The organism is Phormidium sp. CCY1219 (genome assembly GCF_055795085.1).
In genome coordinates, this window is record NZ_JAYFEQ010000421.1 from 1 (window position 1) to 14464 (window position 14464).

Below are 14464 nucleotides of genomic sequence, written 5' to 3' on the forward strand. Positions count from 1 at the left end.
GGCTAAAGCCGCACGTTCGTTTTTCCTCCCCCGGCTAAAGCACGGGGGTTTCCAAACGTATCGGAGGTTATCATGAGGTATCGCGCTTTAATTGCTGCACTTCTGGCGTTATGCCTGAGCGTGCTAACGGCTTGTAGTGAAGGGCCATCCGACAATAAACCACTCACCTACGACGACATCAGAGGTACGGGGTTAGCCAATAGCTGCCCCCAATTAGAAGAAACCGCTCGCGGTGCCATTCCCATTGACGGCTCTAAATCCTATAAGCTAACCGATTTGTGCTTAGAACCGACGGAATATTTCGTTTTGGAAGAACCGAGCAACAAACGGCAAGAACCGGAATTCGTTCCGGGCAAATCCCTGACCCGCTATACCTCCACCTTAACTCAGGTGGAAGGGCCGCTGAAAGTTGGCGACGATGGTCGGCTCACCTTCATTGAAGAAGATGGAATCGACTTCCAAGCGATTACGGTTTTGCTTCCTGGGGGAGAAGAAGTCCCCTTCCTATTTACCATCAAACAGTTGGTGGCTTCCTCTCAACCCGGAGTCGATAGCATTAACACCTCCACCGACTTTGAAGGCGACTACAAGGTACCCTCTTACCGAGGCTCCTTGTTCTTAGATCCCAAAGGACGCGGTCAAGCGACCGGCTACGATAATGCAGTCGCATTGCCCGCCAGTGCCGATGCGGACGAATTGGCTCGGTCTAACGTCAAACGGACGCTGACCGGTCAAGGCCACATGTCTCTGCGCGTTGCGAAAGTCAACCCCAATACGGGGGAAATTGCCGGGATTTTCGAGAGCGAACAGCCCTCGGATACGGACTTAGGAGCGAAACAAGCTCTGGATATGAAGATTCGCGGCGTATTCTACGGTCGCGTGGAACCGGTGTCTTAAGCCAACCCGAAGCGATCGCTTCGGCGATTGGACAAAGAGTTCTCGCTTCAAACCAACCACCATCGGAGGGGCACAAGCCCCTCTTTTTTATGCAGGAGGCAAAACATCTTCTGACATCCTCCCGACACCGACCCTGAGGGATAGGGTGCGCGGTTCCTCCTCAGTGCGAGCCAACTGACGCCACAAGCTCTCGCTTATCCCATAGCAGTCGAACTCTCCACAGGCGTTTCCTAGCTGAACGCTAAAGCTCTGTGGCAGGGGCAAGAGCCTGTAGATAGAATTGAGAGGGGACAACCGTGGTCGTAAAATCACATCTGCTGCTTCTGTGCTTCTGTGCTGTCTTGGGCGATCGCCCAGTTTCCCCTTCCCCCTACCCCGAGCGCAGGTCTCGGATTCTGTCTTTCACAGTAGGCGGTTTCCCACTTTCGGGGGTTGTGTTCTGGGGGTTAACGTCACCATAATCAAACTAACTCAATTCTTTGGATGTACCGCTGTGAGTTATTGCCTGAACCCCAATTGCCCTAACGCCGCCGATCCCCTGAACCGAGAAAACCCTATTTGTCGGCAATGCGGTTCGTCTTTGCTCCTGCAAGGGCGCTACCGGGTGCGACGTCTTTTAGGAGAAGGGGGTTTTGCAAAAACCTTTGAAGTAGAAGACCGGGGCACCCTGAAAGTGCTCAAGGTTCTGCTCGATCGCAATCCGAAAGCGGTGTCTTTATTTCAGCGAGAAGCGCAGGTCTTGAGCCAATTACATCACCCCGGCATTCCGCAAGTGCAGCCGGATGGCTATTTTACCTTCACGCCGCGCAATCGCGTAGAGCCATTGCACTGTTTGGTGATGGAACGGATCGAAGGGCGCAACTTGTTAGAGTGGATGAGCGATCGCCACCATCTGCCGATTCCCCAACCCCAAGCCCTCAAGTGGTTCCAACAACTGACCGAAATCCTCGATCGCGTCCACCGCCAGCAATTTTTCCACCGGGATATCAAACCGAGCAATATCATGCTCAAACTCAGCGGGCAACTGGCCCTGATCGACTTTGGTAGCGCCCGGGAAGTCACCGGCACCTATCTGGCAAAAGTGGGTGGCGGTCATAACATCACCGGCATTGTCTCCCCCGGTTACACCCCGCCCGAACAAGCGAATGGCAAAGCGGTGCCCCAATCGGATTTTTACGCCCTCGGACGCACGTTTGTTTTTCTACTCACCGGAAAAGAACCGAATGAATTTCCCGAAGATCCCCGCACGGGTCAGCTCCAGTGGCGTCAGGATCGCAGTGGCAGATTTCCCACTAATGCCCAAATTCCCAATCCCCTGGCGGATCTGATCGATTACATGATGGCTCCCTTTCCGGGGAATCGACCGCCGAATACTCAGGCGATTTTACAGCGCCTCGCCGAACTCGAACGGGAAATGCAGCAACCCTGGGGCGGCGAACCGCTACAGCAGCGATCGCCCCTTTGCGTCGGCAGCATTCAACCGTTACAATCCGTCGCGCGCATCCCGACTCGCTTAAATCAGTTTCGCCAAATTCCCCCGCACTCTCGACGGCGATCGCGCTTCAAATACAAAAAAACCAAATTAACCCAAAGATTGCTCGCCACTGGTTTTGTCGCTGTGTTGTTCGGCACGGCAGTTCAGCTCTATGGAGAACTACGATTGCCGCGCTTTTCTGGTTTGCTCTCTTTGGGAGGATCTACTCAATCGGTGATTCCGGAGGCGGTGGCGGAATCGAACCGCCAAGTCTCCTTAGTTTCAAGGCCCACTCGTGCCCAAACTTCCCACAATCTGAGCGTGGTTAAAACCCTCGCGGGTCATCTGCGCGGTGTGAATTCGGTGCAGATCGATCCGGATGGTCGAACCATCGTCAGTGGGAGTGTGGATAAGACGGTGAAAATTTGGGATCGGGTCACTGGGGAAGTCCGCCATAGCTTATCGGGCCATTCTCAGGAAATTTGGTCTGTGGCGATCGCACCCGATGGCAATACGATCGCCAGCGCCAGTGGCGACGGCACGATCAAACTCTGGGATACCCAAACCGGTCGTCTCTTGCATACCCTCTCGGACCATTCCGCTTGGGTGATGTCGGTGACCTTTAGTCCCAATGGTGAAATTGTCGCCAGTGGCGGGTTTGACAATACGATTAAGTTATGGCGGGTGTCTACCGGCGAGCAGATCGCTACTCTCTCGGGTCACACGGGTTGGGTGTTTTCCCTCGCTTTTAGCCCGGACGGACAAACTCTCGCTTCGGGCAGTTTTGACAATACAATTAAAATTTGGCACGTGAATACCGGTGAGTTGATGCGAACTCTCGACGGCGGTTACTATCGATTTCGCTCTGTGGCGTTTAGCCCCGATGGGCAATGGGTTGCAGGGGGTAGTGGCGATAGCACGATTTTGATTTGGCAGGTGAGTAGCGGTCAGTTGGTCCGCACTCTTTACGGTCATTCTGATGCCGTTCACGCGATCGCTTTTATTCCCCATACTTCCCTGCTCGCCAGTGGCGGTGGCTCTCTCGATAGTACGATCAAACTCTGGGACCTGGCTACCGGTCAACTCCTCAAAACTTTAAAAGCCCATTCCGATACGATTCATTCTCTCTCCATCGCTGCCGATGGCAAAACCCTCACCAGTGGCAGTCAGGACAACACGATTAAGGTGTGGCAACTACAATAAAATGCTTTCCGGGTTCGATGGTTTCGGGGATTGGGTTATCCCGCCACTCTCATCTATCACTCAGGTCCGCAGCTCTCCCACGTCCCTTCCCCTGGGTTACAACCCGTTGGATTATTGACAAGATAATTTCCCCATTGTAAGCGGATAAACTATTTTCTGGCAATCGAGAGAATTTGTCAAGCCCTGATGGGATTAAATCTAAAATTTATTCGCGCGAGCGATCGCTAGGGTCTTCCATTGCGTCCCCGAGTTGAGTACAATAGGAACTAGATCCACTGGTGAAGGCGTCAGCTTACATTAATGGGGGAGTGTTTGCAAGCCACGGCGATCGAGACGAAACTTAGGGAATTGATGAGGATTTCCGGCTCATTAGAGCCAGCGTTAGCCACGCGGTTAGAGGAGATATGGCGTTGGATCGAACAAATGAAACCGGGCAAGCTGATGCAGAAAAAACTGCTCATGGGGTTTCTCCTAGAGGTCATCCAAGATGCGGAAGTCTGGTTAGCCCTCAAACCGCTAACCGACGCGGAGCGAGAATCGTTTTTGCACCAGATTCCTCCCCCAGTTCGCTATTGGTATGAATACCTATTTCCCAGATGGTTTACCGAACAAGATAATAAATTTTACATTTGGAAACAAAAGTTAAGATCGGGAGAGTTTAGCCAAGATGATGCAGAAGTTATTGACGTTATCGCACAAAACATAAAAAGCCGACAGGGAAGTGTGGTGCAGCGCTATGTAGCGGATTTTTCGATGGCTACTGATGCGATCGTTAGCAGTCCCACCGGAAAACCCCTGTGCGTGCAAGTCACCAGCATGTCGGACGAATTTTCGGAGTATAAATATGAAGAATGGAAAAGAACTTTGCAAGCTTGGGAAATCGAACGGGGAATTTTTGTCAGTTACAATCCCGGTAAAGAAGCCTTCGTTCGGGAATTAGTGAATGTGGTCTTGCATAACAGCAATCATTTAGCCGACTACAAGTATTTGAAATTTAGTTTTTAACCGAGTGGATTGTAAAACGCAATTTTTTTTGACCGAATCGCGAATGAGAAAAGAAGACAGCAACAACATGAATAAAACCTTAGAACATACCAATAAAGACCGACTCGAACGTGCATGGCAAGCTCTGGAATCCGCCCAAAGATTGCAAGACGAGCGCATCAATTACAGGCTCGAACACGTAAATCTTTATATCGAAGATGTAGAAGGCGATTGGCTGGAAACCTGGGGAGAAGAACCAGGGGAATCCCCCAAAAAGCCGATCGATCTGGATCGGTGGGAGAGGAATATTTTCGAGCCAGAGTGGCAAACACTAGAAGAAATTGTTTGTCCCGAAGACAACTGCTGGGAATTAGTGTTTAAAACTGCGGGGGTGAAAGGGGTAAAGTTCGTGGGATTGGGAGATGAAGCGCCCGATCGCGCCTTGGCATTAGTCGTGACGATTGAGGCCCAATCCGAGCGGCAAATGGGGGTTTTAGTACAACTGTACTCCACCGGCGATCGCCTGTCTTTGCCTGATGGATTAAAACTGAGCTTGTTGTCCCCCACTGAAGAGATTCTGCATGAAGTCGCCGCTCATCCCAGCGATCGCGCCTTGCAAATGGAATGGAGCGGACAACCGCCAGAACAAATTCGGGTGCGGGTGGCGTTAGAAGAACCCAGCATTACCGAAGAGTTTGCGATTTAATTTTAGCAACCATCAGAGGCGATCGCTGATGAATGACGAGAATCGCTTTCGCCTCCCTCCGCCGCAAATCCTAAGTAGATGTGCTTAGGGAGCCTGGGAGGGCGAATCCCCCCGAGAGGAGAATTCAATCCAATGGTGGCGGAAAAACAGGCGCGGCACGAATGCGCGCATGGCGATCGCGGTGTAAAATACATAACTATGCCATGACTGCACCTGCTCGAACCGCGTCTCTGAGGAGAATTAAGCTCAATCGGATGCCAAAGAGATGCGGAGGGAGCTAATATAGCCATTATCTTAGCCTAAGAGCCGCCTAAAAATGTCTATTCCTGCTGTACTCCACCCCGAAATTGTTGATTTTCTACGAAAGCTTCCTGAAGGCAACTTTCAGGAAAGAGTTTGGCATTGCATTCAAAAACTGAAAGCGCAGCAATTCGATGGGGGAGTGCGGGTAAAAAAACTCAAAGGCATCGCCAAAAGAGTCTGGGAAGCCCGAATCGATCGCGCCAGTCGTTTGATTTTTACCTACGAAAAATCTCGCCAACCCGAAACCGGTTCGGCGCAAGTTTATCTCGCCATTCAAGACCTCTGTCTGGATCACGATGATGTTTCCCGACGGGCAAGAGCCAGACATCATACCCCCGACGCTCAATGGCTGGATGCAGAAGCGGTGGAAACCCTTGGGGACTGGGATGGCGATCGCCCCACCAAAAAGCCAGAGAACCGCTTATCCCTCGAAACAGTCAGACAAGAAGAATTGGCGATCGCCCCGGATTTTGACGGCGACGAACTGCTGGGCAACATCCAATGGCAAGTCCTCGAAAGCGAAGCCCAATGGCATCAGGCGATCGTTTCCCAAGATGCCGACTTGCCACTGAAATTGTCCGTGGAAGAATCTCAACTGATTAAACTCCCCGGTACCCTCTTTTTATCTGGCAGTGCGGGCACCGGAAAAACCACGGTGGCGCTCTACCGATTGCTGGAAAGCTGGCAGGATTACCCCCAGGGCAAGCGGCTTTATGTGGCTTACAATCCCTTGCTAGTCAGCAATGCTCGCGAGCAGTTTCAGCATCTCGTAGGCAAGCAAAATCCCCTGCTGCAATCCATTTTTGAGTTTAAAACCCTGCGGGATTTATGCCTGGAATTACTACAAAAAGCCGGCGAAACGTACCGCGCGGAAGAAGAAGTCAATTTTCTCGGGTTTTGGGAACTGTATAAAGCCCATCCCAAACGAAAAACCTATCCGCCTGCCTTAGTCTGGGATGAAATTCGCAGCATTGTCAAAGGGTCGCAACTGGCCACTAATTCGGATACCCTGTCGAAAAAAGAATACGAGCGCTTGAGCAAAAAAGGATTTACAATAATTCCGAAAAATCAGCGATACGATTTATATAAAATTGTTGAATGGTATCAGAAGAAATTGCGGCAAGATGGCCGATTTGATGAAATTGACTTGGCGCGCAAGGGCCTACAGGTTGTGGGCAATGGTGAGCGCGATCGCTATCAATTAATTGTCTGCGATGAAGTGCAGGACTTTACCGAATTGCACCTGGAACTGCTGATGCAGCTATGCGCTCCCGAGGGTCAGTTTTTGTTCGCCGGAGATTTGCATCAAATGATTAGCCCCAGTGGCTTTCGCTGGGAAGATTTGAAACAAAAGTTTTACCAAACCGATCGCGATGCCATTGAAAGAACATTGAACTTTAACTTCCGCAGCGTTGGTAGTTTGGTCAATTTAGCCAATCAATTGCTCAAACTGCGATCGCGATTGTTGAATGTTCCCCTGGGGCATGTGTCTTTACCGGGGGTCAATCGCGGCGAAGCGGCACGCTTGATTGCCCAACCCCCCGAAGCGCTAAAACCCATTTTAGAAGAATTAAATCCCTCGGATGCTATTTTAGTCCGCACCGATGAAGAAAAACAAACCTTAGCTCAAGAGTTTGAATCCACGTTAATTTTTACCATCGAAGAAGCGAAAGGCTTGGAATTCGATACCGTGTTCTTGGTGGAATTTTTTGCGGCGAATGAGGAGCTGTGGAATCGGCTGTTTAGAATTGGTTCGGTTAAGCAGAAAGAAAAACCCTTGTTGCAGCTCGAATTGAACCTGCTTTATGTGGCGGTGACGCGCGCCCGTCGCCTGTTGAATATTTGGGAATCGACCCTTTCGCCGATGTGGAGCCAGAAAGAGTTAATCGATTATGTTTTACCGTTAAATCCGGAGTTCGTGAAGCACGATCGGGTGGAAGCAACGCCGCAAACCTGGCGCGATCGCGGCTTGTATTATCTAAAAGCGGAGTTTTATCCGCAAGCGATCGAGTGTTTTGAAAAAGCCGGCGATCGCATCAGAGCGCAACAAGCGCGGGCGCAACTGATGGTGCAAAAACGAGAGTATTTGGCAGCGGCGAATGTCTTTGCAGAATTAGAAGAATGGGAAACGGCAGCGCACTTATTTGAAAAACAAAAGCAGTGGCGAGAAGCGGCAAATTGTTGGGCGCAAACCGATAGAACCGAGTCAGGGCAACTGGCGGAAATTTATGCCCTGGAAGCGGAGTTAGAGTGGGAAGCGGCGGCGCAACGCTGGGAAGACCGAGAAGAGTGGGAAGCGGCAAAACGCTGCTGGCTTAATAGTAACGACGAGCGCAAGAAAGGGGAGATTTTAGCGGCTGAATTTGCGGAGAAGAAGCAATGGTTAAAAGCGGCTCAACAGTATGAAATTGCCGGGGAACCAGCAAAAGCACGGGAATGTCGCGCCCTGGAATTCGAGCGGCGACAACAATACGAACGCGCCGCAGAGGTTTATGAGGAATTGGGATGGAGTCAAAAAGCCCTGGAATGTCGGGCAAAAATTCCCATCGAAACTCCGGAGAACAATCCGGTGGGGTTTGGGGAACGCGGCAATCTGCGCTTGAATTCGGGGAACTATGAAGGGGCGATCGCGGATTATAATGAGGCGATTCGCATGAAACCCCTGTTTCCCTATACCTATCACAACCGCGCCGTTGCCTACCACCGCTTGGATCGCTATGCAGAAGCGATTGAAGATTATACCCGCGCTATCGAACGAATGGCGGAAAACGATCCGGGACTGGCGCGCAGTTATAGTTACCGAGGCGTGGCGCGAGCGGCAGTGGCGGACTATGCCGGGGCGATCGAAGACTATACAAAGGTCGTCCTTCTCGATCCGCAGGATGTTAACGCTTATACTAATCGCGGTGCGGCTCGCTATCGCCTGCGGGATTATCGCGGGGCGATGGAAGATTATACAAAAGTGCTGGAACTGGAGCCGGACAATGCGATCGCCTATGGCAATCGCGGGGCGGCGCGATCGGCAATGGGCGATAATCCTGGCGCGGTAGAAGATTTGAGCCAAGCTCTGGCCCACAATGCCTCCCTGAGTCAGATTTACTACCAGCGCGGTAAGGCGCGGTTGGCAATGGGCGACAATCAAGGCGCACTGGCGGATTTCAATCGCGAACTGGAGGTCAATCCGGAGTTGATGGAGGTGTACTACCATCGCGGAAAAGCCTATTTGGCTCTGAAAAATTACGAACCGGCGATCGCCGATTTTGATGTGGAATTAGAGCGCAATCCTAACAATTCTGCCGCCTACAACGATCGCGGCGTGGCCCGTTCCGCCCTGAAAAATCACCACGGGGCGATCGCTGACTTCGAACGGGCGATCGCTATCAATCCCACCTACGATGCCCCCTACAACAACCGCGCTTGCGTGCGCCGCGATTTAGGCGATACTCAAGGCTCGATTGAAGATTACAATAAAGCCATTGAAATTAATCCCAAGTATGCCGATGCCTATTACAATCGCGGCGTCTCTCATGCCGTACTCGACGATATCAAACAGGCGATCGAAGATTGGACCGTTTCTTTAAACCTCAAATCTACCAATCCTATCGCCTATTATAACCGAGGATTGGGTCGCGTCAAACAAGGGGATACCCAAGGAGGTCTCGAAGATTACACCGAGGCATTGAAGCAAAATCCCCACTTCGCTGAAGCTTACTACAACCGCGCCGTTACCCAATATCAATTGGGTCACACTCAAGCGGCGATATCTGATTTTCAGCGAGCGGCAAAACTCTATTCCGATCGCGGCGATTTGGCCGGTTATAAAGAAGCCACTGCCAAAATCCAAAAACTGCAAACTAACCCGGACAATTTATTAGAAGACGAAGCGGAGAAAGGCAACAAATAATTATTCTATTTTACCACCAATCCTGGCAAATAGAAACCAGAATTATTCCTGATTATTTTGCCTCCTAACCACTGGGAGGGTGGAGCGGGCCACCCCCTAATTTTACCCCCCAGAAGTCGCATTGTTGGCCTGAAATTCTCCATTATTCCAGGTGCCTTCGATGCGGGTGCCATTGGCGAAAATAAACGCCCCTTTCCCATGTTGGACGTTATCTCGGAATTCCCCTTCGTAACGGTTGCCGGTGGGAAAAGTGCAGATGCCTTCACCGTTTAATTGCCCATTCTCAAACTGACCTTCGCAACGGGTGCCATCGGCAAAAGTGTAGGTGCCGGTTCCTTGTCGAACGTTGTTGCGAAATTCCCCTTCGTAGCGGTTGCCGGTGGGAAAGGTGCAGATGCCTTCACCGTTTAATTGCCCATTTTCAAACCTGCCGGAACATTCCGTGCCATCGGCAAAAGTGTAGGTGCCGGTGCCATGTCTGACGCTATTTTGAAATTCCCCTTGGTAGAGGTTTCCGTTGGGAAATCTACAGGTTCCCCTGCCATTGAGGAGATTATCGCGAAAGTCGCCGGAACATTCCGTACCATCGGCAAATAGGAATGTGCCGTGTCCTTGTCTGACGCCGTTTTTAAGTTCGCCGTCGTAAAAGTTGCCACTGGGGAAAATGCAGATTGCTTGGCGGTTAGAACCGTCGGAACTGCCATTGTTTTGACAGTAGGTGCGGTTGGATGTGCTGGGAACTGCTTGGGCGATCGCCCGATCGCCGGTACTCAACCCTCCGGTGACGCTGAGTCCCACGACCGCGATCGCCGCCCTCATTGCACACCAATATTTTTTGCCGATCGCTTGACGAGTTGAGTTGAAAAAATCGAATGCGCTCATTCCTCAGAACAACCTCCTAATCTGCTATGCATGATTCAGCGTACTCCCTACTTCGGGAACGACTATCTGGGTGAGAAAGTTCCCCGGATAAACCGTCGGATAAATTTTCGATTCCTGGAAACATCTGGTTATCTTAAACACTCAATTTGTCCTTTGTCAAGGATAAGTTTTTTTAGCGATAACCATTCGCAATTCTTATCCTTTCATCCCCCGGATTTTCCGGCCAACTTGAGAGAAAATACTCGCAGCGCGATCGCGCGTTCCATTGTTGTCGTTTGCCAACTTTACCTCACTCATGCTGTCACTTTTGCTGGCGTTTTCCATCGCCCAAACCGATACTGTCACCCAACCTCAGACCCCGGTGCCACCCACATACTCGTTGCCACAAACAGACCCCTTGCCCTCCTTCGATGCCATCCCGGACATGAACCGGATCCCGCCCAAAGAAGTGGTGGATATTCAGGACGTGCGCCCCTTACCCGGGCAACTCGATGGCGTGCCGGTGTTTAACAGCAACAGTCCGGAAGTGGTGCTGACGCCGGGAATTTTGCTCTCGACTTTTCCGCCGGATGGGTTTGCGGTACCGGAAGCACACTTAAATTTTCCCTTTGAAGGGCGATTTGACCTGTTTGCTCATCATATTGCCAGAGCGCGATCGCCGGAAGAAACTCGCACGTTTTATCAGGGATTAATCGCTTACAATCCCACCGCCGAACCGGTGATTTTAGAGGTGCTGCAAGGGGCGAGTTATTTAACCAGTCCGGATGCTTTATTTATCGAATTAGAGGATATGGTGGCAAATCCCGATGGAGAAGTGTATTCTGGGCCGGGAAGTCGGGTGATGAATGATATTTTGCGCGGGAAAAGACAGGAAAATTGGCCGGCTAAATTGGAAATTCCCCCCGGGGAAATGGTTTTGTTGATGAACGATCCGATCCCGGTGGGAACGGTTGTTCCTTCTTCTAATGCACGATCGACCATGATGCGATTGTGGAGTAGCGGGCCGGTATATTTGGCAAACTTAGCTATGCGATCGCCCTTGCGGGAAGATGGCACGGAACGCGCGCCTACTCTGGCAGAATGGCAGGGATTGTTGCAAAATGCCGGATTGGCCGGTCCGCGCGATTTAACGCCCACTCCCCTGGATCCGAGCGTGATGAATGTGGTATTTGGTCGCGTGGCGGGGGTGGCGCAGGGGTCGCAGTGGCGATCGCAACTCACGGATACTCCCTCGGTGGATTATTTGACCATTCCCGACACCGGTGAGGCGTTTTCTTATGCGTTGAATACTCTGCATCGGATTACTCTGGGTACCGAACAAATTCAAAGTGCGAAAATGTTGACCCGCTATCCGGATACCGCCTATTTCGGTCACGGGAATTATGGGGTTGAGTATAATCTTTTCCTGCCCCTGGCGAATTTCAGCGATCGCACCCAGCAGGTGAGTCTCACCATTTCTTCGCCCCTGAAAGAAGATGAAGATATGGATGCTTTGTTATTTTTCCAACCGCGCGATCCGCAAGTCTTCTTTCGCGGTACGGTGCGAGTGCGGTATAATGATGACGAAGGTTTGCCCCAAACCCGCTATTTTCACTTGGTCCAGCGACGGGGACAAGCGGGAGAACCCTTGCTGACCCTGACCCTCCCTCCGGGCGATCGGCGCTTGGTAGAAGTGGATTTTCTCTACCCCCCCGATGCTACTCCCCCGCAAGTGCTGACGGTGAGAACCTTGCCAAATTCTAATTAATATCGGCGAGTCGGATGGGTTGTGAGTCACCAATTAACGCGGGTGATTGAAATCGCGCCTCGGCAGGTGTTAGCTTAGCCCGGGGCGCTAGCGCTATAGTCCGCCTACGCGGACTAATCTTTCAACTCGTTCCCTCCTGGGGGGAACGCCTCCCCGGGCCTACCGCCGACTTATACCCCTCCCCCGTGCGAAACCTGGCAATGTTTTGCTTGTCTAAATGGTTTTATATTTAAAATAATACTGCTGTTTTTTCCGCAAATCACGCATTGAAAATTGTCGGCAATGAAGCGCCAAGTTTTAGGGGGCGATCGCTCCATCAACTCGCCCCAAACTCTATCTTAAACTCATTACAATTCCGGTTAATTTTTAACAATAATTTGTAAAAGTTTATATCTCTTTAAAAAGCAGTCGTCTCCCAGGCGCAATACTCTAGAAGTCTCCCGGAGCAAGGCTTTCCCAAGTTGATGACCGGTGTTCCGGAAAAGCGGTTCCTCAGTTAAATTGACCGATCGCTGGCGAAAGCCTGCTGGCGGTCAATCCCGGCTGTACCGGATAATTTTAATGACCCCTAGACAAAGAAGGCTGTGGTAAGCTATAACGAAATCGGGAAAATGCATCTGCGAACCGAACAAAAGTGTCCCGAACGCTACGAAATCAGGGTGAAAAGTAACAGCATTACAACAGCGACGCCGTTTCCCGCGAGCGATCGCGACCGATCGTCATAGTGGTGATAGCGATGAGTGTAGATTTCAGAAAGTTTTTTCGAGCCACCGATCCGGGGAAAACTCTCTTCGTAGAGAATTGCGAAGCAGACCATCAATATTATATCGATTTTTCTGCCGTGCGTGGCGGGCAGATTGTGGAAAACTTGCGAGATAATATCAGTTTGTGGTCGCCGGATCGACCCACCTGCCAGCTTTTTACCGGGCATATCGGCTGTGGCAAATCCACCGAATTGCTCAGACTCAAGGCAGATTTAGAGTGCCAAGGCTTTCACGTGGTATATTTTGACTCCTCTCGAGAGTTGGAAATGGGGGATGTGGATGTGGGCGATATTTTGCTGGCGATCGCCCTGAAAGTGAGTCAAAGCCTGGATAATCTCACCCTAAAAGAACCCAAAGGACTCAAAACCCTCCTGCAAGGAGCCGCCAAACTGTTACAAACCGAAATCGACCTCGATCTCGATATTACGGGAGAGTTTCCAGGGGGTCAAATTTCCGCGAACACACAAGGAGAGGTTTCCGGGCAGTTCTTAGTTCCGGGCATCGGCACAATTACCGCCAAAGCCAAAGCCAGTCCCGATCTGCGAGCGAAATTGCGCGGATATCTGGAACCGCGCACCAATGGCATTCTCGAAGCGATTAACCAAGAACTACTAGAACCCGCCCACCAAAAACTCGCCCAGCATGGCAAAAAAGGACTGGTGGTGATTATCGACAGTCTGGATAGAGTGGATAGTTCTCCCAAACCTTGGGGACGACCTCAGCACGAATATTTATTTGTAGACCGAGGCGAGCAATTGCGCGGACTGCACTGCCACATTGTTTATACCATCCCGCTTGCTTTGCGGTTTTCCAACGACTTTGACACCTTGATGCAGCGATTGGCCAGCCCCCAGGTTTTGCCGATGGTGCCGGTGCAGTATAAAGATGGTCGGGAATGCACTGAGGGCATGCAGTTGTTGCGACAAATGGTACTAGCGCGGGCGTTTCCGGAGTTAGCGCCTCACCAGCGCCTGGAAAAGATAAGCGCAGTGTTCGATAGTCTGGAAACTTTAGACCGTTTGTGTCGCGTCAGTGGCGGTCACGTGCGAAATCTCCTGCGAATGCTCAACGATGGGATTAAAAAACAACGCGGGGTGCCGATCTGCCGCGATACGATAGAACAGGTGATTCGCACCTATCGCAACCAGCGCATTCTGGCGATAACTAATGATGAATGGGTGTTGCTGCGTCAAGTAGCACGGCAGAAAACAGTGGCGGGTTCGGATGGATATACAGCCTTGATTCGCAGTATGTTCGTGTATGAGTATTGCGACGACGAGGCAGGATCGTGGTTTGATGTGAATCCGATTTTGGCAGAAGCGAAGGAGTTGCGATAATGGCTCACCAACGCTTGCATGACGACACGATCGCCGAGAACGATCGCGCCTTGTCGGAATTGGCTTGGGCGATCGAGATGTCGGAGGGTTCTTTTAAGTTGTTTCTGGCGCGTTGCAATTATACGCGAATGCGATCGCAACTGCTGCGGCAACTGCAAGAGCGTTGTGCGGTGGAGATCCGCACCTTGGCGATCGCTCCCACTGCAACCACCCTGTACTCGGAGATTCGAGAACAGTTGGGGAGCGATCGCCCCCAGGCGGTG

10 protein-coding genes are annotated in these 14464 nt (G+C 51.3%); 9 read left to right on the top strand and 1 reads right to left on the bottom strand.

Features of this window, described 5'->3' with window-relative positions; translation table 11 throughout:
* Nucleotides 1–72 precede the first annotated feature (72 nt).
* The 5 genes from psbO (at nucleotide 73) to AC0QH1_RS09610 (ending at nucleotide 9471) form a co-directional block, all read left to right on the top strand.
* Nucleotides 73–897: a photosystem II manganese-stabilizing polypeptide gene (psbO, locus tag AC0QH1_RS09590; RefSeq protein ID WP_324630853.1), complete on the top strand. Its 825-nt coding sequence runs from the start codon at nucleotides 73–75 to the stop codon at nucleotides 895–897.
* Nucleotides 898–1390: 493 nt separating this feature from the next.
* Entirely contained in the window at nucleotides 1391–3574 is a 2184-nt protein-coding gene (locus AC0QH1_RS09595) for a serine/threonine-protein kinase (RefSeq protein ID WP_324630854.1), read from the top strand.
* Between the two features lie 300 nt (nucleotides 3575–3874).
* Nucleotides 3875–4579, top strand: a complete 705-nt coding sequence (locus AC0QH1_RS09600; RefSeq protein ID WP_324630855.1) for a hypothetical protein — start codon at nucleotides 3875–3877, stop codon at nucleotides 4577–4579.
* A gap of 43 nt (nucleotides 4580–4622) precedes the next feature.
* Nucleotides 4623–5264: a DUF1822 family protein gene (locus AC0QH1_RS09605; RefSeq protein WP_324630856.1), complete on the top strand. Its 642-nt coding sequence runs from the start codon at nucleotides 4623–4625 to the stop codon at nucleotides 5262–5264.
* Nucleotides 5265–5580: 316 nt separating this feature from the next.
* Nucleotides 5581–9471, top strand: a complete 3891-nt coding sequence (locus AC0QH1_RS09610) for a tetratricopeptide repeat protein (protein ID WP_324630857.1) — start codon at nucleotides 5581–5583, stop codon at nucleotides 9469–9471.
* Between the two features lie 102 nt (nucleotides 9472–9573).
* Here the strand turns inward: AC0QH1_RS09610 and AC0QH1_RS09615 are convergent, their stop codons facing one another.
* Nucleotides 9574–10353 (bottom strand): MORN repeat-containing protein, encoded by a 780-nt coding sequence (locus AC0QH1_RS09615; RefSeq protein WP_324630858.1) that lies wholly within the window; start codon nucleotides 10351–10353, stop codon nucleotides 9574–9576.
* Between the two features lie 295 nt (nucleotides 10354–10648).
* Here AC0QH1_RS09615 and AC0QH1_RS09620 point away from each other — a divergent pair, with 295 nt between their 5' ends.
* The 4 genes from AC0QH1_RS09620 to AC0QH1_RS09635 form a co-directional block, all read left to right on the top strand.
* Nucleotides 10649–12100 (top strand): DUF3370 domain-containing protein, encoded by a 1452-nt coding sequence (locus AC0QH1_RS09620; RefSeq protein ID WP_324630859.1) that lies wholly within the window; start codon nucleotides 10649–10651, stop codon nucleotides 12098–12100.
* A gap of 584 nt (nucleotides 12101–12684) precedes the next feature.
* On the top strand, nucleotides 12685–12825 hold the full coding sequence (locus tag AC0QH1_RS09625; protein ID WP_324630860.1) for a hypothetical protein: 141 nt from the start codon (nucleotides 12685–12687) through the stop codon (nucleotides 12823–12825).
* A gap of 11 nt (nucleotides 12826–12836) precedes the next feature.
* Nucleotides 12837–14201 (top strand): ATP-binding protein, encoded by a 1365-nt coding sequence (locus AC0QH1_RS09630; RefSeq protein ID WP_324630861.1) that lies wholly within the window; start codon nucleotides 12837–12839, stop codon nucleotides 14199–14201.
* Nucleotides 14201–14464 (top strand): hypothetical protein (locus AC0QH1_RS09635; RefSeq protein ID WP_324630862.1); only part of this gene is annotated, 264 nt, incomplete at its 3' end. The genes AC0QH1_RS09630 and AC0QH1_RS09635, both read left to right, overlap by 1 nt.